Genomic DNA, 20483 nt, shown 5'->3' with positions numbered 1-20483 from the left:
TGCCTTTTGAAACTTTTGCGGTAATTATTTCCAAAATTAAAAATATAGGATTCAGAAAAAGTGCTGCTTTTAAGACATCATCAACATAATAAGAGTTACCATTTTTTATATAAACCCATACCATAACGAATAATGAATAGAGAATAAACCCTGCGTTGAGGATTGTCAGATATTTTGATATTGATGTTTTCATTCCAGATATCCCCCATAACACCAGCCCACAGTTCCGGCTTTTATAGTTTTGCCGTCGCGGTCTTTAGCGTCGGACTGAACTTCAACCTTTACCCAGTTTGAAGAAATGCCATCGATTGTTTCAGCCTTGCCAAGCTCGAGAATTTTTACTTTTGTGCCTGCAGACATTACGGTAAGAACTGGGGTAGTGGTAGCTTCGCCGGAACGGAGTTTCAGGTTTTCGGTGACCGTCATTGTTTTGCCTGGTGCAATGCTGGCTTTATTTGCAGAATTTCCTTCAGGCAAACCGGTCTTTGGGTCTGACCAGGGATGGTCTAGTTTTTCTTCGATTGCTTTTAGATTTGCCGGACGGCTTTTGTAATACGAATCAATATATTTTATCATTGAATCGCACCAGGCTTTATCTGTCTGAATGAGTTCGATTATCAGTTTGTAATTTTCGCCATTGTAAAGCCTAAGGCGATTTCCGTTTTGTTCTAGTATGAAAGTGCAGTTACGATTTTCTGTCAGGTCTGGAAGATAAGAAAAGGAATCTCTTGCCCAGATTTTATTAAAACCATAGTAATCATTTTGCTTGTCTTCTAAAATTTCACACTGGACATAAAAAACAGAATTCTTTTTTTCTATTTTTTTAATTGAAAAATAATAGTCTAAACCAAGAATTGGACGGAAAATCAACAAAGTATTGTTAATTATAATTTTGTGGGTATCTGTTAATGAAAAGGCATCTTTATTCTTAAAACCAAAACTATCATAAATGTCGGAAAAATTTTCCATTCTTTTGCCGGAAGTTAATATCGTATTGTACCAGGCTGGAATCCATCGTTTTTCATTGCGATTTTTATTGCAGGTAACTATCGCGTCTGAAAAAACTTCTGAATCTTCCAGAACAATATTATCCGTAGAAATCCAGCCGCCGTCATAGCCGATAAAATATTCAAACATATCAAATGGCTCAACCGATTCATCCTGCACAGAAGCCACTTTTGCCGACGTAAATTGTGTGTCTGCCGGAATGTGATTTATAACATTTCCCTTGTAGTTGTAAAGATTTGTATTGCCGACGATTTTGTAATTTTTTGCCGTAAAATTACAACCTTCTGATTCATCTTGAAAAAAATCCCATCTCTGGGCATTTAGCAGAGTGGCAAGTAGTAATAAAGCTAAAAATGAAGTAGTTCTTTTCATAAAATTTTACCTCTCTAAATCATATTTAAAGCGACGCGCATAGTCGCGTAAATTACGGCCCATTTCTTCTTTATAGTTTATATCAAGGCCGTAATCTAAAAGAACAATATAGCGGAATATGATTTTTCCAAGCGTAAGATGAAAATATTTTTTATTAATCTTTACAAAAACAAGGCTAAGGGCAAAAACTGCCAGAGCAGGAAGAAAATAAGTTATATTTTTGTGAATTTTTTCTGCCTTTTCAAAAACCGGAAAGCAGCTTTTGATTCCAAGAACAAGGCCAACTGCAATAATTTCAGCAAAAAATAATACAAATAATGCAATGTTAGACATCGTAAACCTTACAATGCCAGTTACAGGATTATTAAATTTCATTTGATTTTAACTATACAATAAGAAAAATTGATTGTAAACTTAACAAAAGATTTAAAAAAAGGTCAGGTTACTTCAAATGATGAAAAAGTTCTGTATTTCTGTGTTGGTTTTCTTTGCGCTTTTTGCAACTTCATGTTCTGATTTTCACGTCCTTAAAGATATTTCCCTGGGTAGTGATTATGAAACAGTAAGAAATGTTTTGGCTCAGAATAAAATTAAGTATACGGATTATGAAGCAGGCGGATTCCTTGCTGGTTCTTATGATTGTAGAAATGCTGAAGAAATTGCTGACCTTATTGTTGAGCAGTCACATGTCACCATGTTAGGCGAAATGCTTTACAAGGATTCGTTTTTTTTCTGGCATGATTTTGCTAATTTAAAATTCGAAACTTTCATTTATTTTTACGATGATAAATGCAGTAATATAGAGTTGAAGTGGCATTTAAATAATAATCCTTCTGAAATAAACGGCTATTTAGCTGCAGAAAAATTCATGCAATATGTATGCAGTCTTTTCCCGGATTGCACATTTGGACCTGAAGAAAAAGATAGAACTGGCCATAGAAAATTTGTAATGCAAATTACTGATACTGTAAGCATTACTGTTCGTGCCGATGAAGAAGTTATTTATTGTGATATGGAAGACTCTGAACTTCAAAAGCCATATAAAGAACTTCATGACCAGGTTGATTTATTAGTAAAAGAGCTAAGAAATAACAAGAAGTAGGCTAGTATAAAGACCTTGCCAGAATTGGAAATACAATTTCCTACGAAGTGCTGACTTCTATCAGCAAGCGGGTTAAGCGTATAACTTTGTAAGCGTAATAAGTAAAATAATCTTTTTATTTTCTATTTATATTGACAATTACTGCATTTACCTTTATAAATAACCTAGTAGTTAGGTAGGTATATAAGCGAGGTAAATATGAAATTTGATTTTGACAGTGTAAGAGACAGAAAAAATACTTTTGCCATTAAATATGATCTGGCGGAAAAACGTAATAAACCGCTTGATGCCATCAGTCTTTGGGTTGCGGATATGGATTTTCCAACAGCTCCCTGCATTCAAAGAGCGCTTGAAGAGAGGGCAAAACACGGGATTTTCGGCTATAGTCGTCCTGACAGCCGTTATTATCAGGCCGTTAAAAACTGGTTTAAGAGCCGGCATGATTTTGAAATTCAGGATGAATGGATTATAAATACTCCGGGAGTTGTCTTCGCTATTGCTTCTGCAATCCGGGCTTTTACTAAGGAAGGTGATGGAGTCCTTATTCAAAAGCCGGTTTACTATCCTTTTGCAAATGTAATAACCTTGAATAAGCGTCGGGTTGTAAATAATTCACTCGTATTCAAAAATGATCACTATGAAATTGATTTTGACGATTTTGAAAAGAAAATCATAGAGGAAAATGTACGGCTCTTTATTTTCTGTTCACCGCATAATCCTGGTGGTCGTGTATGGAAAAAAGAAGAATTAGAGAAAGTCAGCGAAATCTGTCTTCGTCATAATGTTCTTGTTCTTTCAGATGAGATTCATTCTGACATTACTTTTGGAGAAAATCACCATACTGTATATGCAAAACTTTCCAGTCAGGCAGCCCAGAATTCAATTATTTGTACTTCGCCTAGTAAGACATTTAATCTTGCGGGTCTGCAGTTTTCAAATATCATAATTCAAAATGAAAAAATCAGGAATGAACTTCAGACTGAAATTGACAGAACCGGTTATGATGAACCGAGTCTTATGGGAATTGCTGCAAGTACAGCGGCCTATGCAGAGGGGCAGGAGTGGTTTGATGAAGCAAAAAAATATATCTGGGATAATGTGCTTTTTACAGAAAAATATCTTTCACAGCATTGTCCTAAAATCCGCGTTGTAAAACCTGAAGGTTCTTACCTTGTCTGGCTTGATTTTCATCAGTTTACAGAACTTTCAGACCATGAAATCAGCGATAGAATTTTGCATAAGGCAAAGGTCTGGCTTGATTATGGAAAAATGTTTGGTAGTGAAGGTGAAAAGTTTCATCGTATAAATGTTGCAACGCCACGTTCCATTCTGGAAGAGGCGCTGCAAAGAATCTGTTCAGTGTTTTAATTTCAGCTTATTTTAAGGCTTGGGCAAGGTCTGCAATCAGATCTTGCTCATTTTCAATTCCAACGGAAAGTCGGAGAGTTTGATTTGTAATTCCGTTTTTCAATCTCAGTTCTTCCGGTACATCAGCATGAGTCTGTGTAACAGGGTAGGTGATAAGAGTTTCAGTTCCGCCAAGACTTTCTGCAAACTGAATCAGCTTTACCCGGTTCAAAATCGATTTTGCCTTTTCTTCACTTGTAACATTGAAAGTAACCATAGCGCCAAAACCTCTGGCCTGCTTCTGCTGAATTTTATATCCCGGATGTTCCGGCAGTCCCGGGTAAATTACTCTCGTTACAACTTTTTGATTTTTAAGCCACTCAACAATCTTTTTTGCATTTTTCTGGGCTTTTTCCATGCGGACAGCAAGAGTTTTAATGCCGCGAAGTGTAAGCCAGCAGTCAAAAGGAGCAAGCCCGGCACCTGTAGTTTTGATTAAGAAGCGTAGTTTTTCCTGAATGTCTTCTCTTTTTGTGATAATAAAACCTGCAAGCGTGTCGTTATGACCTGCAAGATATTTTGTTCCAGAATGAATGACGACGTCTGCTCCAAGTTCAAGAGGATTCTGGAAGTAGGGTGACATAAAAGTATTATCGACGATTAATAAAAGCCCGTGTTTTCTGGCAATTTCTGCAGTAGCTGCAATGTCAGTTACGTTCATCATCGGATTGGTCGGTGTTTCAATGTAAATTGCCCGGGTTTGAGCTGTAATTAAAGGTTCAAGTGCGTCCTGAGAACAGTTTGCCCGGGTAAAATTGATTCCGTTTTTGCCTGTTACATGGTCAAAAAGCCTTATTGAACCACCGTAAAGGTCACTATCAACAATCAAATGATCACCAGGTTTGAAAAGTTTCATTAAAAGAGAAATTGCAGCCATTCCTGAAGAAAGGGCAAATGCATCAATTCCTCCTTCCAGTTGAGCAACTACTTTTTCCAGCTGCTCGCGGGTAGGATTCTGAAGACGGCTGTAATCAAAACCTGTACTCTGTCCAACTCCCGGGTGGGCATAAGTTGCCGTCTGATAAATTGGGAAACTTACTGAACCGTAGTGATTACAGGGACTCGGAACCGAAGTTCCGCCTGCCTTGGAATTTGAGTCAAAATCAAGATGAAGGCATTTTGTTTCGATGTTGAGAGACATTTTTCACCTCTGATGTATTAGTTAAATGCAGTATTCATAGCCGGCAAATGACTGAGTTTTGTCTGTAATGCTTTTTAAGGTTACAGAATCAACAAAACCATTTACAGCGTTGCCGAAATTATTCCAGAATTCCTCAGTTCCTGGTGATTCAATTGTATTTCCTTCATTTTCGTTTCGTGGAGAAAGATCTCCTTCCATAACACGAAGAATTTCGCCCACAGTGTAGTTCTGTGCCGATCTTTTTAATCGATAACCACCGTTTATTCCGCGTGATCCTTCAACAAGTTCTGCTCCTACAAGTTTTGAAAGAATTTGTTCCAGATATTTAACAGAAAGATTTCGTCTGTGAGAAAGAAGCCTGAGAGGAACATAGTTTTCTGTACCGTTTTCTGCTAAATCTTCCATGATTAAAAGCGCATATTGTCCGCGCGTAGAGATTTTATACATTTATTACGCTCCTTGTAGCAAGAATAACCACCTACTAATAAGATAGGTTAAAGTTAGTATAACACGCTTTACCTACTAATGCAATAGGTAATAATCTTTAAGTCTTTTGTTTATAAACCTATTGCAAGGATAGGTAAAATCTTGTATAAATTAAATACCTAGTAGATGAATAGGTAATAAAAAACATAAAAGAGGGATGTCTTATGAAAAAATCTAACCTTGTTTTTGCTGTAATTTTTGTTTTGCTTGGTGCTCTTGTAACCGCAGCTCCTTATTCTTTTGCTCACGTTTGCGAAATCGGCGAAAAAATAATGAAATGTCATTGGACTGCCAGAGTAGAACTTTTTCTCGGACTTTCGATTGTTCTTCTTGGTCTTTTGAAGCTCCTTTTATCTGATGCAAAATATCAGCTTGGCTTGAACTTTGGTCTTCTTATTAATGCGCTTGGTGTTTTACTTACACCTACAGTTTTAATCGGTGTTTGCGGAATGAAAAAGATGCACTGCCATGTGGTAACAAAACCAACTTTGATTATATTTGCGATTTTGATTTTAGTTTCAGCCCTTGCGCAGAGTGTTTCTTTATGGAAAAAGCGATAAGTTCAAGATATATTGCACTTTCAAATCTTAAACAAAAGCCTTACAGGACGGCGGCGCTTTTAATTGTGATTGCGCTTACATCTGCCGTTCTGCTTGGCAGTCTTATCTTTACCTCAAGCCTGAAAAGCGGAATCACTGGGATTCAGTCACGGCTTGGGGCCGACCTTATGATTGTGCCGGAAGGTTCCGAACAGAAAATGGAAAGCCTTCTGCTTTACGGCACACCTAATTACTTCTACATGGATAGCAATATAGAAGAAATTGTTCGCGGGGTGGAGGGCGTTGATGCAGCGACCAGCCAGATTTACCTTGCGACAGTTTCTGACAGCTGCTGTGATTTTCCCGTTCAGATTATCGGCTTTGATCCAAAGACAGATTTTATCGTAAAAAACTGGGCGAAGAGTCGGTATAACAAGAGGGCTCTGGAAAATGTAGGGGACGCCGGGACTGGTGAAAATGCCTCCTCAGGCGGCTTTAGTGAGGTTCTTTTTGCCGGCTGCAACGTCAATATAGAAAAAAAGACTGTGAGATTTTTCGGGCAGATTCATAAGGTGCTTGCAAAGCTTGCCAAGAGCGGTTCCGGTATGGATAACGTAATCTACACAGACCTTGCAACTCTTGAAAAAATCTATTTTGATGCAAAACAGAAGGGCTTCGGCTTTTTTACCGGCGATGACATCCGCTCTAAGGTCAGCGTGATTTTCGTAAAGCTTTCTGACGGCGCAAAAGCTGACAGTGCGGCGCTGAAAATCCGTCGTGCAGTTGAAAATCAGACAGCGCAGAAAATACAGATTATTCAGGGGGAAAAATTAGTTTCCAGCCTGATGAATAAGCTTTCTGCAATTCTCGTCTTTTTGTATGCCATCTGCATTCTGGTGCTTGTTATTGCCTTTATGACCCTTTCAGTTGTTTTCTCACTTTCAATCAACGAGCGCCTTAAGGAATTTTCGATTCTGCGCGTGCTTGGTGCAAGTCATTCGACTTTGCGGGGAATTGTTTTTACAGAAGCAGGTCTTTTGGGAAGTGGAGGGGCGATTATCGGCATCTTCTTTTCTCTTTTGATAATTCTTCCTTTTAATGTTCTGATTTCAGATAAGATTGGTCTTCCGTTTGCGATGGCAGGCATAAGTCAACTTGTGATTTTTGCCCTGATTGATTTTGTTCTTTCGATTTCGGCATGTCTGCTTTCTTCTGTTTTCAGCGCAGTGCGGATTTCAAAATTTGAGCCTTACGGAGAAGTAAAATGATTGAAATTAAAAATCTTACAAAAGAGTTTAATACACCCCGCGGAAAAATTGCCGTACTTAAGGATTTTAGCCTTAACGTAAAGGACGGCACTTTTCTTGGCGTGAGCGGAAAATCTGGTGCTGGTAAATCGACTTTGCTATCTTTGATTGCGGGCTTGCAGAAGGCGGATAGGGGGGAGATATTGATAAGTGATAGTGCTTCCTCAGGCGCGCCAGTCAACATTCTTTCGCTGAAGGATAAGGAACTCTGCACCTTCCGAAATAAAAACATCGGTTTTATCTCGCAGGAGCAGAGCTTTCTGGAAAATCTTACTGTGCTGGATAACGTGCGCCTGCCGGTTTACCTTGGCGGCGGGAAGGGGACGCTAAAAAATGGCAGTGCCACCTTCCAGACCGGCGATGGTCCTTCCGCTCGTGCCCTTTCTCTTTTAGAAAGCCTTGGAATTGCCCACCTTGCCAACAGCTATCCCCGCGAACTTTCCGGCGGCGAAAATCACCGCGTCCTGATTGCCCGCGCCCTCATGAATGATCCTCAGATTATCCTTGCCGACGAGGCTACCGAATCCGTAGATTCCGAGCGCACCGAACAGATTGTCGCCATCTTCAAAAAACTTGCCGACCAGGGCAAAACCGTAATCTTTGTAAGTCACGATAAATCAGCCCTGAAAGACTGCGACCAGCAGCTTGTGATTGATTAAAAAAAGGGTGAAATTGAGCTGCACTTCAATTTGCATTTCAACTTCACCCTTACTTTTTGTATTTTTTCCTTTTTTAGATATTATATTCTGCCTCGTGAATCTGACCGCCGAAGTTCAGAATTTCCAGAATCTTATTGCGGTAAAGGGCAAAAGTATCCTGAACACGAACGCGCGGACGCGGAAGGTCGATGTCGATTACGGCTTCTACGCGGCTTGGGCGGGCACTCATAACCACAACCTTATCGCTCATGTAGATTGCTTCATCAACGTCGTGAGTTACCATGAGCATTGTCATGTTATTTTCGTTTTTGATGCGAAGAATTTCGTCCTGTAGATTCATGCGGGTAAATGCATCAAGGGCGCCAAGCGGTTCATCAAGCAAAAGCACCTTTGGATGACCTACAAGGGCGCGGGCAAGGGAAGCTCTCTGCTGCATACCGCCCGAAATCTGATGGGGAAAGGAGTTTTCAAATCCCTTCAATCCTACAAGGTCGATGATGTCATTTACGTCTTTTTTATGATCTTTGAAAATCTTGCGGGCCTTTAAGCCAAAAGAAACGTTTCCTTCAACCGTGAGCCAGGGGAAGAGATTTGAGCCCTGGAAGGCAAAACCGCGGTCGCTTCCTGCCTTTGTGACTTTTTCGCCGTCAAGGAAAACTGTGCCGTCATACTGCTTTTCAAGACCGCCTATAATTCTTAGCAGAGTTGATTTTCCGCAGCCCGAAGGGCCAATCAGCGAAACAAAACTGCCCGGCGCAATATCCAGCGAAAAATTATTAAGAACTTTTACATCGTCAAAGCTTTTATTTACATTTGTGATTTTAATATTTCCTACCATCTGATAACTCCTTTCTGCCAAACCATGATTTTATCGCGTACTTTGAAAAGCAAAGTCAGGATGAACGAACACAAAACAGCGATGATGATCAGCCCCGCGTAAACGCCGTCGTACATCATTACCGACTTCTGCCAGTTGATGTACCAGCCGATTCCCTGCGAGTTTCCGTTCATTTCGACAGCCATCAAAGTTGCAAAGGATGAAACGATGCCGTAGAAAAGTCCAAGGAAAATCTGCGGAAGACTTGCCGGGACTGCCACTCGGAATACTTTGAAAAAAGTCTTTGCTCCAAGAGTTTCGCTGACTTCAAAAAATACTTTGTTTACGCTCTGAATGCCGCTCGCCGTCATCAGCGTTACCGGGAACCATACGGCAAATGCAATCAAAAATACGTTTGCGCCGTGTGTAGTCGGGAAAACGCTGAGTGCCAGTGGAATCCAGGCGGTGGTAGGAACAGGTCCTAAGAATTTTGTAACCGGATTCAGCCAGTAGCCGACGTGGCGGTTATAGCCGAGCGCAAGGCCTGTAAAAAATCCTGTGATAAGTCCAAAAACAAACCCCTGTGCCAAAAGTCCGAGTGAAAACAGGAGGTTTTTCAATAGGAAAAGTTTCTGCTCCCATAAAAGTCCTGTTACGCGGTCAAGTGACGGAAAGTAAAGGACTGGGAGAAGTCTTGTTTTTGACACAAGGGTGTTAAGAACCGCAAGAAATAAAAAGAGTCCTGCATAAAAAGGCAGCCTTGTTTTGAATTTCTTACCGAATTCTTTTGCAAAAATGCCGCTGATTATACACACTGCCAGGAGAATTACTGCCGCAAGCAGAAAGCACATGTAATAAGGCGATTTCATCTGCTTTTGCTTTCCGCTTTCGGGAATCGCAAAGTATAAAACTGCTGAAAGAACTGCCGCAGCAAAGGGCAGGATGTAAGTAAGGATTTGTTTTAACTTTTTGCTCATAAATATCTCCTGTAGTTTTGATTGTGCCCCCAAGGGCACGTCCTATAATGAATTCACAACTGCCTCTGTATAAGTTCCGTCGGAGTTGTAAACGTATGAATCTGGAACATCGTCATAGCGGACAAAGTGGGAGTCGACGAACTTCTTTTTGTCGGCTACGTTCTGCATGATGCCCATGTCTACAACCTGGTCAATGGCGTTGAAGAGGGTCTGATATGCAAGTCCAACTGATGGTGTGTAGTTGTAGGTTTTGAGCATGGCTGCGTTCTGATCCAGGTCGCCACTTACGTGTTTGTTTTCAATCTGAAGGCGTGCTGTTTCGTAAGGTTCTGCCTGTGCAAATGCAGAAGCCTTAAGCATGGCACGGATGAAAGCCTTTGTGTGCTCAGGGAATTTTTCTGCAGTTTCGCTTGAAACGAAGGTCATACAGCAGTATTCCTGACTGAAAACTTTGTCTGTTGTTGTATCCAGAATGTTTCTAAAGCCGTACTGTTTTTCTGCAAGGTAGCCGACCGGGTCGTGGAGTCCGACTACATCAACTGCTCCGTTTTCAAGGGCGATTGGAAGGTCTGTAAGGCCGTAGATTGCCATTTTGAATTCTGCTTCCGGGCCGTATGCCTTGTAGCCGAGTTCGTGGAACTTTCTCTGCCATACGATTGTCGAGGAATCCTGTACGCCGCAGAGTCCGACGGTTTTTCCTTTGAGGTCGGCTACTGTTTTGTAAGGAGAATCTGCCTTAACGTAGAATTTTGTACATCCTGTGTGAACGCCTGTGAGGAAGCTTACTTCAAGTCCGTTGTCCAGCTGAGGAAGAAGTCCGCCTGCAAGTCCGAAGGTTGCGTCGATTTTCTTTGCAACAACAAGTGAAGTTGCCTGCATAAGGTCGATTTCTACAACTTCGTATTTAAGGCCTGCTTTTGAAAACTCTTCTTCGAAAATGCCTTTATCGATGGCGATGTGAAGCGGTGCTGCACAAAGGCCAGAGTTAGCTGTTCCGATTTTGAAGGTGAAATCTGCGTTTTTCTTTCCGCCGCAGGAAATCAGGCTTCCCAAAAGTGCAAAAGAGGCGAGGGCTGAGAGGGCAGCGCGGGCTGCGCGACTGAAGGTGATTTTTACCATAATTTTTTTCTCCTTTTTTTATTGTCAGGGGGCGTAGGCACCCCCTAATCCTTACAAGTTATCGTAAAGGTCTTCTGTAAAGGTCAAACTTCCTTTGTAGCCGGCGTAGGTTCTGTTGAAAACCAGGCGCTCGTTCATAGGGAAGGTGCCGTTCAGATACTGAATGCCTTTTTCAAGCGCAACTTCCTTTTCGTTTGTGCTGCCCACAAGCAGGGTGATTTCTTCGCTCTCATTTCTGATTGCCTGATTGATTTCCCACTGGTCGCTGGCAAAAACAACCTTTGGCGGAGTTGCGTATTCAAGCTCTGTGATATTTTTGATAATCCGCTCCTTGTCTTCCGGGCGAAAAATCGGCTCGGTAATAACCACAAGAACCGGGCTGAAGCTGTAATCGTTTGCAAGATAGCGGGTGATTGCGATTGCGCTGGAAGCGTCCCCTGCCACCCCAAATCTTTTCCAGCTGAGCTGTCCGATGCTCTGCGCAAGGTAGGAGTAAACGTAATCCTCTTCCTCGGCGATAACGCGGTTCACCAGTTTTTCGTCAAGTTTGAGCGCCGCTGCAACTTCGCGTACAAAGCATGTAGTGTCGCTTGCTCCAATCGGGAAGAATGGAAAACGAAGGCTTGGAACGCCGAACTTTTCTTCAAACTTTTTAGCAGGTCCCTTAAAGAGCCATGGATTTACGATGATGTTGAGCGCCGCTTCAGAAGAATGTTCTACAACATCGATTCCCTGGTGCTTGGTAAAAAAAGTGTTTACTTCAAGTCCCAGCTTAGAAAGAATACGGTCGATTTCTTCGAGTGTTCCTGCCCAGAAAGGATCGTGGTAAGGAACAACGCCAAAAATATTTACGAGGTTGGCTTTCTTTTGGCGGGCCGGCTGAATCACCTTGTCGATGAAGGTGTTCCATACAACTTCGTAACCGAGGTTTGAATCGCCAGCAAAACCCGGTGTGTCAATCGGATAAACCTTGTAGCCCTGTTCAACAAATTCATCTGTTACACTTGCAATATCATCACCAATAATTCCGGCTGTACAGCCTGTAAGAACAAAGTATGCGTCAGCATCGATGATTTCTGTTGCGCCCTTGATTGTAGTACGAAGCTTATTTACGCCGCCGAATACAACTTCCTTTTCCAGCATGTTTGAAGAAGGAAGTGAAACGCCGCTTACAAAGCAGGCATGCTTGTGGCCGCTCTGTCCCTGTTCTGCGGCAGTTGTCTGCATACAGCAGCCCGGGCCCGAATGAAGGATAGGGCATACGCGGTTAATTGCCGCCAGCACTGAATTTATTCCCGCAAGTACACATCCGCCGCGCGGATTTTCTGTTACAAAACTCATGATTATACTCCTACGATATACTTGAAAGCATCTTCCTGATACCAGCTGTCCTTGTAAGGCAGCTTTACATGTTCAGCAAGCTTCTTGTTGAAGCCCGGATTTGAAAGCTGCTCTGCAATCTTGTTGCCCAGGTACAAAAGTCCGTCGTAACCCATTGTCGGACGCTTTCCGTCCAGAACGTGGGTTGTAGGAATGCCAAGCTTTGCAGCCCATTCCGGAACGCCGATAAATGCATCCGGCTTCAGCTTCTTTACAAGATTTACCTGCTCAAAAGGCTGCATGTTTGCAATATCAATCACAAAGTCCTTGTGGATTCCGTTCAGATATTCAACATCAACCTGAGCGTCATCGTCGTAGGTTGGAGTTTCAAGGCCAATAAGCTTCATTCCAAAGTCATCGATGAGGGCCGCTGCCGCAAAAGAACGACCTGTACCACCGCAGATGAAAACCCGTTTTCCTTCAAGCTTTGCGCGGATTTTTGCAACAAGAGGCTCAATTCGTGCGTGCTCGCGGGAAATAATCTCTTCAACCTCAGCTTCCTTACCAAGCACCTTTGCAATTCCGCGGTACCATTTGTCGGTGTTGCGGATTCCAATCGGCATAACGGTATGTGAATAAGGAATGTCGTAATCTTCTTCCAGAGTCTTCATGAACTCGTCGGCAAAAACCTTACAGATGGAAGTCGAAGCCACCGCCTGAGGAATACGCTTAATCTTTTCAAGTGAACTGTAGAATGGAATGTAGTTTACTTCAGCTCCAATCAGCCCAAGCATACGTTCCATTTCGCGCTGGTCGGCAAAACTGACGGTGGTCGGCGCAAAAAGATTTACAAGATTTGGAATAGTCGGAAGCTTCTGCTTCTTCAAAATGTACTTATTAATAGAAAGAAAAGCCGCATCAAAACCGCTGGCACAAACCTTACTCTTAAAACCTTCGCAGTGAATAGGAATAATAGTCTGGTTAGAATACTCGGCGCCCAGATCAGCGCAAATGGCATCGATATCATCGCCGATGATTCCAGACGCGCAGGAGGCATAAACAAAAATCAATTTCGGATTGTAGCGGGCAACAGCCTTCTGCACAGATTCACGCAGCTTCTGCTCGCCGCCGAATACAACGCTCTTCTGATCCAGGTTAGTAACGATAATGCGCGGATTTTTAATGTATTTTTCGCCGCGGTGAGCCTGACCAACGCGGTACATATCGACTGCCATAATAGTACAGCCCACACAGCCCTGCGGAGAATGACTGATAAAAACAGAATCTTCAAGACTCATAAGGCAGGCCATAGAGTTAATCTGCTGGCACTGTAAGCCCTGAGAAAAACTTCTGTCCGCACGTTTCAGACACTTTCCTGCAAACTTTTCCTGCACATCAAGGCTGGAACCGCCAAAATCATTAACGCGTCCTTCCTTACTTTCGCGCACTCCCGAATACTGAACTGCCATATTTATCTCCTATTTACCAGTGAAATGTGATTATCCACGCTGTAAAAATATTTCGTAATTTTTTCCAGTGCTTCCTGCACAGTAGTTTCCACATCAAAACTTGCAATAGCCTTGCGTTCCAGCTGCTTTGTGACGTTAAAACCGATTTTTGCCGCAACAACTGCACGAACATCTCCAATCACTTCAACTTTCGCAGACCCGCCGCCACAGCCGTTACCATTTCCGTTTCCACAGCCAGATTTACAATTCGCCTTTTCAGCACAGTCTGCTGCCTGAAGCTCAGAAACTTCTTTATATTCCCGCTTTTCTTTCAGCTCAAAAGTTCCGTCATCCGAAACAGCAAAAATCAAAAAACTTTCCGCTGCCCCAAAATGAAGGTCCACATTCACGCCGTCCGAACTAGCCACTGCAATTTTGTACTCCATCTGTTAATATGCCTCTTATAAAATATAAACCTACAAGGTAGGTAGGTATAATATATATAATATTACCTACTAATGCAATAGGAAAATAAGGAAAAAGTTAAAATAAAAAACCACCTCGTAATGAGGTGGCATTAATAAAATCTAATTTTCTCTTATCTTAATTTGAAGCAAATGAGACCTGAGAAGCAAAGAAGGAAGTAACTGTTCGCTTGATTTCTGCTGCAGAATTACTTTTGAGAACATATCCGTTTGGATGAAGACCTACAATACTTCGGATTGTTTCCTTATCATTTTTTGCGGTAAGGAAAATTACCGGCAGGGTATTATTTTCATATGAGGTTCGTATCTCCTGAAGCACCTCTTTTCCATTCATTAATGGCATTTCATAATCAAGAAGAACAAGATCGACTTCATTCTGACGAAGGAATTCCAGCGCTGCGTGTCCAGAATTTGCGGCATGGATATTAAAGGATTCATTAAGCCAGCTGTAAAGGCTTCTCAGCATCATAGGGTCATCGTCTACTACAAGGATATCTTTGCGGGTCTTTTCCATTTCTGCAATCAGGGTTTTTGCAGGAACTGGCCAGTATGGAAAGCGGACACCTGGAATTTCAGAACTGTGTTTTTTCTCATTCATTGAAAGTCCGCCAATCTTTCCAATCAGATATAGGTACCAGCCTTTATCCATAACAGATTCACGCAGATATTCCATTACATCTGCAGGCATTGTATCATCAAAGCAGACTGCAATATGAATAGATTCTTTTGGGAGAGAAACTACGCTTCCGTATTCCGCAGGGAGAGAATGCACTGTCAAAGAGGCACTTCTCAAATCATTAATAAAAGAACGAACAACCATACGTTTTTCATCACCAATCACATAAATATCCTTTACTGACATTTTTCTACTCCTTTTTTTTGTCCATACGATATTCTGATATTATTTTTGATAGATTTATATAGTCCATTTGTCGGGCATAAAGACTTATATTTTCAAATATTTGTGAAAAATCCTCCGGGAGTTTATAGCCTGAAAGTTTTTCCACAACTGAATCTGCAAGTTCAGGATTAAAGTTTTTTGCAGCTTTTTCCAGTTGCTCAAGTTCTGTGTCCAGCATTTTTGATGAAATGCGTTTTCTTTTTGCATCAGAAGTTTTGTTATTTGGTGCGAAATCTTTAAGAATTTCCTTGAAAGACAAAAGGTGCTCCATTAAGGCTGGATTCTTTTCCAAAATTTCTTCCTCTTTTTTTGCGTCTGCTGCAGTTTCAAGCATACGTGCTTCTTCTGAAAGTTCGATTGCGCCAATCAAACGGCTTTCGCTTTTAAGTGCATGAACCTTTATTCTGTAATTCTCAAAATCAGAATTTTTTAAGAATTCACAAAGCAAGTCTTTCTTTGCATCGATTTCGCTGTAAAAGGTTGTAAACATTTCCTTAAGAAGTTGGGCTGAACCGCAGTTTTGAAGCGCAGATTCAATATTTATACCTTTCATTTTTGGAAAAATATCTTTTTCGCTGTCGGTATTCTTCTGACTGCTGTCATTTTCTTTTTTTGAAAGGCTTTCATTTACAGAATCTGGTACTTCTTCAATATATTCCGGCGGAAGATATGCTCTAATCATATTTTCAAGCTCAGCTGGAACAACAGGCTTTGAAAGATAATCTGTAAAGCCTTCTTTAATGTAGAGTTCCCTTGCTCCTGAAATCACATTTGCAGTAAGGGCAATGCAAGGTTTTCCAAGGCTTTTATTGCCCGGGAGTTCATTGATTGCATGAAGGGTTTCGATTCCATCCATAACAGGCATACGGTGGTCGATAAAGAGAATGTCATATTTAGTCTGCTGAACCTTTTCAAGGGTTTTTGCACCGCTTTCTGCCGTGTCCAGCGTAATTCCTGTGTGTTTTAAAAGCCCCTGAACAACCTGGAGATTCAACGGTGTGTCGTCTACAAAAAGAATTTTTGCCTTTGGAGCATAAAGTTTTTCTTTATAGTGGCTTGCCTCAGCAATACTTTTTTTGTGGGCCTCATTAAGATTTCCAAGTGGAATATTTTCTGCAATTTTCTGACGTACTTCAAAAGAGAAGGTTGAGCCTTTTCCGTATTCGCTTTCAATGGAAAGCCTGCTTCCCATCATGTCCAGGGTACGTTTAACGATGCTCATTCCAAGCCCTGTACCTTCAATAGTTCTGTTGCGTTTTTCTTCAATTCTTTCAAAAGGTGCAAAAAGCTTCTGAACATCCTCAGGTTTGATTCCGATTCCTGTATCTTTTACGCTGACCTGAAGCATTATTGAGCTTTCATCATCTTTAATGAAGGTAAAATCAACCGAGAAGGTGATTCCTCCTTTCTGGGTATATTTTACTGCGTTGGTTAAAAGGTTTAAGATACACTGTTTAAGCCTCATGTTGTCGCCGTAGAGGAATTTCGGCATGGCAGGATTTGCCTTTAATTCAAAGGTCAGATCCTTCTGTTCAGCCCTTTCACTAATCATAACGCGAAGGTCTACAAGAAGGAGTGCAAGGTCATAGCGGACAGGAATAATTTCCATTTTTCCCGCTTCAATTTTAGAAAAGTCAAGAACATCGTTTATGAGGGAAAGAAGAGTATTTCCGGCATTACGGATGTTTACTGCATATCCCCGGATATTGTCGTTTTCAGTTTCACGCAGAATAAGCTCATTCATTCCAAGAACCGCATTAATAGGAGTTCGGATTTCGTGGCTCATATTTGCAAGGAAGTCACTTTTTGCTCTGGATGCGTTAATGGCGGTTTCCTTTGCGTTTCGTTCACTTTCGGTCTGCTTTCGGATGTATTCGATGTATTCCTTAAGCTGTTTTTCCATCATACGGATGCTATCGGCAAGAAGTCCGATTTCATTGTCAGCCTTGTATTTAATGATGATTCCAAGTTCTCCGCGCGAAAGCCTTCTTGAATCTTCAATCAGTTCAGATATTGGACTGATAATTTTTCTTGAAATGAAAAAAACAAGAAAATAAAAAAGAACGAATATAGTAAGGAAAAGTGAAAAACTCAGCATAGAGATTCTGAATCTTGCTTTTCTTGCAACAATATCTTCGATTGAAATACCCAATATCGAGCCATTTTGCAGTTTCTTAAAAATAATGTGCTGGGTTACTCCCTGCCAGTGGCATTTATAAATTTTTGCCTGATTATTATCTGTACTTGCATAGGCTGCAATCTGGCTGAATTCATGGTCATACATAACTGACGGTAAACCGTTTGGATAATCTGGATGGTAGATAAGGTTATAGTTAGAATCCATAAGAAAGGCTAGGGTATTAGAAATTTTTATGTTATCTACAAGTCGCTTCAGATAGGCAAGCTCAATATCCATGCCTACAACCCCAAGAAAGATTCCGTTTCTATAAAAAGGAATAACGTAGGTAATCATTTTGATATCTACATTGCGGTTTTCATAAGGCAGCATCCAGACAGGTTCTCCGGCTACAAGAGGTTCGTAGTACCAGCCCACGTGTTCCCTGTCATTTTCTGAATATTCGGAAAGGTCTGTCGGCTTTACGCTTACAAAGCCACCGTAACGGTCACCAGTCATAAAGACACCCGCAGTGTTGCCGTATCTTTCTTTCTCAAGTCTGAACCATGATGTCGCTGCACCAGGTGTAAAACGGGCAATATCTTCAAACCAGTCTTCTGCACGTTGGATGTAATCTTCCCGGTAGCTTTGATCTGTTGCAAAGCGGTTTTCGTCCAGAGTTGAAAGAAGTCTTTCTTCAAGAACACTTACGGAATGTTCAACCTGAGTTAGTATAGGGTTGATTTCAGCAGCTTTTCCTTCTGCAACCAGAAATGCAGTCTGCTTTATGCTTTGTTTAATGGCATTTTTTTGAAAATGCATTGTAAGAAAGGCAAGTGGGATAAAAAATACGAGGGAAAAAGATATAGTACGGATTGCCAGCTGGGAAAGGAGGGATTTTTTTACACGAAAGGAAAAGTGTCGGCGCATTTATAAAGTCTCTCCCTGATGTAATACTGCCTTGTTTCCGCCTGCAAATTTGGCTGCATAACAGCCCTGCATTGCAGCGTAATAGTTTTTCTTTATAGAATCAGTAAGGACAATTGGAGCCACACCTGCAGAAATCGTTATTTCTAATTCTTCAAGAACATGCCTGCAGAAGTCTCTGCACAAGTCCATGGAAGCTCCGATTTCCTGTTCAGAAAGAACAACAAAGGTATCGCTTCTCCATCTTAAAAGAAGTCCGTTCATATCAAAGTAGTGTTTAGCTATGTCTGCCGTCAATTTTATGAGTGGAAGACCAGGTCGTTTTTTCTGTTCTGCTGCAAAATGGTCAATATCAAATACAATGAAGCATTTATAGCGGGTTGTATTGAAAATACCGTTTTCTCCGTATGCTTCGGTAAAATACAGACGGTTTGGAAGTCCTGTTACTTCATCAAGAGGGTTAGGATCGGAATTCTTTCCGGCACCATTTTTTTCCTTTAAGTAGATAACGAGATAAAAGAGGACGATAAGAATTACGGCTGTAATAATATTAAGGATAATCAGCGGAATAAATTTTGAATTAGATACGTGTCCTCCCGTCTGTACGACCAGATACCAGCCTAATTCTTTAAGATATTTTGAAATGCGGTATTTTCTCATACTCTGACGTACAGAGTAATCGTCATCTGCTTCATCAAGTTCGATGTTATTCAGATACATTCTCTGGATGTCAGAATAATCAACCGCCATCTGAACAAGTCCATTTGAATCTACAAGGTTGATTTTTACACCGTACTGCTTTTCATATTCTTCCATAATCTGACGAAGGTGATCCATTACAACACCAACGCCGCATACACCAAGGAGAGTACCGTCTGGCGAAGTAATCCTGCAGTTTATGAAAATTGTCCAGTGATTTCCGTTTACCTGATCTGTGTCAGCGTTTAATTCAAAAGCAATATTTTTTTTAATGAAAGTTGGATACCATTTATCGTGGGGGTCATTCAGGGGGTTGATGATTTTATTAAAGCCCCGGTAGGTGTAGTAGCAGTGACTTTTTTCAGAAATAAGAAAGGCTGATGTATAGCCGAATTCCTCTTTTAATCTGGAAAGATAGTTCTGCATGGCAAGGACATTTTCCCCAAGGGGATGTTCTTCCTCATGTTGCAGCCATTCGACAAGAAGATTGTCATTGGACATTGTGCGGGAAACCAGAAGTGGACGGAGAATCTCATCCGTTACTACATCATTTACTCTTCCGGCCAGCATAAGACTGAACTCTCTGTCTTTTTCGTCAGGATGCTCCATCAGAAAAAAAGAAAAGACAGTGGAAAGAATAAAAGCCAGTCCGACTGCAACAGCTCCCAATGAAAAAAAACTTTTTTTCATATTACTCAACTCCTTTTTTATATCGGGGAACTTTTTTATACTTATAATTTAACTTTTTTTCTAATGTATGGCCTTTTGAAAACAAAAAGTTATACCGTTTCAAATTAAAATATAAGCAGACTATTGTCAAGGTAGGTAATTGGGTATATGGAAAAAAATATTGAAAAGTCTTCTCTTGCTTTCTGCTGTAATTAAATCCCCTCAGCATAGGTAACGCGTTTTTCAAACTTGAAGGCTTCAAGGAACTTTTTAGCGCGCTCGGTTTTTGGCGCTGTAAAGAAATCTTCGGGTTTTGCTTCTTCTACGATTACGCCTTCGTCGATGAATACGATTCTATCAGCAACTGCGCGGGCAAATTCCAGCTGGTGAGTTACAATCAGCATTGTGCGGCCTTCTTTTGCAAGATCCATCATTACGTCCAGAACCTCGCGAACCATTTCCGGGTCAAGGGCGGCGGTTACTTCATCAAACAAAAGAACTTCGGGATTCATGCAGAGGGCACGTACAATGGCAACCCGCTGCTTCTGACCGCCCGAAAGCTGACGTGGATAATAGTCCTTTTTTTCAAGGAGGCCTACACGCGCCAAAAGCTTTTCCGCCTGCTCTGTAACTTCCGCCTTATCGCGCTTCTGTGCCTTTATCGGGCCAAGAAGAATATTCTTCAAAACTGTCATATTCGGAAACAAATCATAGCTCTGGAAAACCATTCCGACCTTCTGGCGGATAAGGTGCATGTCCTTTGTGCGGTTTGAAATTACTTCGTCGTCCAGGAGGATTTCGCCCCCCTGAATTGATTCAAGGCCGTTTATGCAGCGGAGCAGGGTAGACTTTCCGCAGCCGGAAGGTCCTAAAATCACAACGACTTCGCCTTTTTCAACCTTGAGCGAAACGCCTTTTAAGATTCCGCCCGCTTCCTTATATGATTTTTCAAGATTATTTATTTTCAAAAGTGACATGAAGGTC

19 protein-coding genes are annotated in these 20483 nt (G+C 41.3%); 5 read left to right on the top strand and 14 right to left on the bottom strand.

Features of this window, described 5'->3' with window-relative positions:
* Positions 1–189: 189 nt before the first annotated feature.
* Both T530_RS0107565 and T530_RS0107560 read right to left on the bottom strand, forming a co-directional pair.
* Positions 190–1380 (bottom strand): SH3 domain-containing protein, encoded by a 1191-nt coding sequence (locus T530_RS0107565; protein ID WP_027728484.1) that lies wholly within the window; start codon positions 1378–1380, stop codon positions 190–192.
* 6 nt (positions 1381–1386) lie between these two features.
* Entirely contained in the window at positions 1387–1755 is a 369-nt protein-coding gene (locus T530_RS0107560; protein ID WP_156011581.1) for a hypothetical protein, read from the bottom strand.
* Between the two features lie 76 nt (positions 1756–1831).
* Here T530_RS0107560 and T530_RS0107555 point away from each other — a divergent pair, with 76 nt between their 5' ends.
* Together T530_RS0107555 and T530_RS0107550 are read left to right on the top strand one after the other, a co-directional pair.
* Positions 1832–2482, top strand: a complete 651-nt coding sequence (locus tag T530_RS0107555; RefSeq protein ID WP_027728482.1) for a hypothetical protein — start codon at positions 1832–1834, stop codon at positions 2480–2482.
* Positions 2483–2680: 198 nt separating this feature from the next.
* Complete coding sequence (locus tag T530_RS0107550) at positions 2681–3850, top strand: MalY/PatB family protein (RefSeq protein ID WP_027728481.1); 1170 nt, start codon at positions 2681–2683, stop codon at positions 3848–3850.
* A gap of 7 nt (positions 3851–3857) precedes the next feature.
* Here the strand turns inward: T530_RS0107550 and T530_RS0107545 are convergent, their stop codons facing one another.
* Complete coding sequence (locus tag T530_RS0107545; RefSeq protein WP_027728480.1) at positions 3858–5030, bottom strand: PLP-dependent aspartate aminotransferase family protein; 1173 nt, start codon at positions 5028–5030, stop codon at positions 3858–3860.
* 21 nt (positions 5031–5051) lie between these two features.
* Complete coding sequence (locus T530_RS0107540; protein WP_027728479.1) at positions 5052–5477, bottom strand: Rrf2 family transcriptional regulator; 426 nt, start codon at positions 5475–5477, stop codon at positions 5052–5054.
* Between the two features lie 203 nt (positions 5478–5680).
* On the opposite strand from T530_RS0107540, the gene T530_RS0107535 reads away from it, so the two are divergent.
* From T530_RS0107535 to T530_RS0107525, 3 genes are read left to right on the top strand one after another with little or no spacing between them, the layout of a single operon-like run.
* On the top strand, positions 5681–6076 hold the full coding sequence (locus T530_RS0107535; protein ID WP_038074041.1) for a DUF4418 family protein: 396 nt from the start codon (positions 5681–5683) through the stop codon (positions 6074–6076).
* The gene (locus T530_RS0107530) at positions 6061–7323 is read left to right on the top strand and encodes an ABC transporter permease (RefSeq protein ID WP_027728477.1); all 1263 of its coding nucleotides are present in this window, start codon (positions 6061–6063) and stop codon (positions 7321–7323) included. Before T530_RS0107535 ends, T530_RS0107530 begins: the two co-directional genes overlap by 16 nt.
* A complete protein-coding gene (locus tag T530_RS0107525) occupies positions 7320–8021 on the top strand; it encodes an ABC transporter ATP-binding protein (protein ID WP_027728476.1) in 702 nt (233 codons plus the stop codon). Before T530_RS0107530 ends, T530_RS0107525 begins: the two co-directional genes overlap by 4 nt.
* Positions 8022–8094: 73 nt before the next feature.
* On the opposite strand, the gene T530_RS0107520 is transcribed toward T530_RS0107525, so the two are convergent.
* The 10 genes from T530_RS0107520 to T530_RS0107475 all read right to left on the bottom strand — a co-directional run bounded on the left by T530_RS0107520 (position 8095) and on the right by T530_RS0107475 (position 20476).
* Positions 8095–8859 (bottom strand): ABC transporter ATP-binding protein, encoded by a 765-nt coding sequence (locus T530_RS0107520; RefSeq protein ID WP_027728475.1) that lies wholly within the window; start codon positions 8857–8859, stop codon positions 8095–8097.
* Positions 8853–9815, bottom strand: coding sequence for an ABC transporter permease (locus tag T530_RS0107515; RefSeq protein ID WP_027728474.1), 963 nt, complete (start codon positions 9813–9815; stop codon positions 8853–8855). Before T530_RS0107515 ends, T530_RS0107520 begins: the two co-directional genes overlap by 7 nt.
* 42 nt (positions 9816–9857) lie before the next feature.
* The gene (locus T530_RS13900; protein ID WP_051537896.1) at positions 9858–10934 is read right to left on the bottom strand and encodes an ABC transporter substrate-binding protein; all 1077 of its coding nucleotides are present in this window, start codon (positions 10932–10934) and stop codon (positions 9858–9860) included.
* 51 nt (positions 10935–10985) lie between these two features.
* Positions 10986–12275 (bottom strand): nitrogenase component 1, encoded by a 1290-nt coding sequence (locus T530_RS0107505; protein ID WP_027728473.1) that lies wholly within the window; start codon positions 12273–12275, stop codon positions 10986–10988.
* 2 nt (positions 12276–12277) lie between these two features.
* The gene (locus T530_RS0107500; protein ID WP_027728472.1) at positions 12278–13723 is read right to left on the bottom strand and encodes a nitrogenase component 1; all 1446 of its coding nucleotides are present in this window, start codon (positions 13721–13723) and stop codon (positions 12278–12280) included.
* A gap of 2 nt (positions 13724–13725) precedes the next feature.
* Complete coding sequence (locus tag T530_RS0107495; protein WP_027728471.1) at positions 13726–14148, bottom strand: NifB/NifX family molybdenum-iron cluster-binding protein; 423 nt, start codon at positions 14146–14148, stop codon at positions 13726–13728.
* A 157-nt stretch (positions 14149–14305) separates the two neighbouring features.
* Positions 14306–15049 carry a response regulator gene (locus tag T530_RS14775; RefSeq protein WP_051537895.1) on the bottom strand — a complete coding sequence of 248 codons (744 nt, stop codon included), beginning with the start codon at positions 15047–15049 and terminating at the stop codon, positions 14306–14308.
* Positions 15050–15053: 4 nt separating this feature from the next.
* Positions 15054–18134 (bottom strand): hybrid sensor histidine kinase/response regulator, encoded by a 3081-nt coding sequence (locus tag T530_RS14770; protein WP_051537894.1) that lies wholly within the window; start codon positions 18132–18134, stop codon positions 15054–15056.
* Positions 18135–19520, bottom strand: a complete 1386-nt coding sequence (locus T530_RS0107480) for a diguanylate cyclase domain-containing protein (protein WP_027728470.1) — start codon at positions 19518–19520, stop codon at positions 18135–18137.
* Between the two features lie 191 nt (positions 19521–19711).
* Entirely contained in the window at positions 19712–20476 is a 765-nt protein-coding gene (locus T530_RS0107475) for an amino acid ABC transporter ATP-binding protein (protein ID WP_027728469.1), read from the bottom strand.
* Positions 20477–20483 lie beyond the last annotated feature (7 nt).

Origin of the sequence: Treponema sp. C6A8, assembly GCF_000619925.1 — a bacterium.
Taxonomy (GTDB): domain Bacteria; phylum Spirochaetota; class Spirochaetia; order Treponematales; family Treponemataceae; genus Treponema_D.
Note: the sequence above shows the minus strand (reverse complement) of the source record. Positions and strands in the feature narration are given on the sequence as shown.

Coding starts and splice junctions, on each gene's coding strand:
- T530_RS0107565 (WP_027728484.1), bottom strand. CDS start 1,380: ATGAAAAGAACTACTTCATTTTTAGCTTTATTACTACTTGCCACTCTG.
- T530_RS0107560 (WP_156011581.1), bottom strand. CDS start 1,755: ATGAAATTTAATAATCCTGTAACTGGCATTGTAAGGTTTACGATGTCT.
- T530_RS0107555 (WP_027728482.1), top strand. CDS start 1,832: ATGATGAAAAAGTTCTGTATTTCTGTGTTGGTTTTCTTTGCGCTTTTT.
- T530_RS0107550 (WP_027728481.1), top strand. CDS start 2,681: ATGAAATTTGATTTTGACAGTGTAAGAGACAGAAAAAATACTTTTGCC.
- T530_RS0107545 (WP_027728480.1), bottom strand. CDS start 5,030: ATGTCTCTCAACATCGAAACAAAATGCCTTCATCTTGATTTTGACTCA.
- T530_RS0107540 (WP_027728479.1), bottom strand. CDS start 5,477: ATGTATAAAATCTCTACGCGCGGACAATATGCGCTTTTAATCATGGAA.
- T530_RS0107535 (WP_038074041.1), top strand. CDS start 5,681: ATGAAAAAATCTAACCTTGTTTTTGCTGTAATTTTTGTTTTGCTTGGT.
- T530_RS0107530 (WP_027728477.1), top strand. CDS start 6,061: ATGGAAAAAGCGATAAGTTCAAGATATATTGCACTTTCAAATCTTAAA.
- T530_RS0107525 (WP_027728476.1), top strand. CDS start 7,320: ATGATTGAAATTAAAAATCTTACAAAAGAGTTTAATACACCCCGCGGA.
- T530_RS0107520 (WP_027728475.1), bottom strand. CDS start 8,859: ATGGTAGGAAATATTAAAATCACAAATGTAAATAAAAGCTTTGACGAT.
- T530_RS0107515 (WP_027728474.1), bottom strand. CDS start 9,815: ATGAGCAAAAAGTTAAAACAAATCCTTACTTACATCCTGCCCTTTGCT.
- T530_RS13900 (WP_051537896.1), bottom strand. CDS start 10,934: ATGGTAAAAATCACCTTCAGTCGCGCAGCCCGCGCTGCCCTCTCAGCC.
- T530_RS0107505 (WP_027728473.1), bottom strand. CDS start 12,275: ATGAGTTTTGTAACAGAAAATCCGCGCGGCGGATGTGTACTTGCGGGA.
- T530_RS0107500 (WP_027728472.1), bottom strand. CDS start 13,723: ATGGCAGTTCAGTATTCGGGAGTGCGCGAAAGTAAGGAAGGACGCGTT.
- T530_RS0107495 (WP_027728471.1), bottom strand. CDS start 14,148: ATGGAGTACAAAATTGCAGTGGCTAGTTCGGACGGCGTGAATGTGGAC.
- T530_RS14775 (WP_051537895.1), bottom strand. CDS start 15,049: ATGTCAGTAAAGGATATTTATGTGATTGGTGATGAAAAACGTATGGTT.
- T530_RS14770 (WP_051537894.1), bottom strand. CDS start 18,134: ATGCGCCGACACTTTTCCTTTCGTGTAAAAAAATCCCTCCTTTCCCAG.
- T530_RS0107480 (WP_027728470.1), bottom strand. CDS start 19,520: ATGAAAAAAAGTTTTTTTTCATTGGGAGCTGTTGCAGTCGGACTGGCT.
- T530_RS0107475 (WP_027728469.1), bottom strand. CDS start 20,476: ATGTCACTTTTGAAAATAAATAATCTTGAAAAATCATATAAGGAAGCG.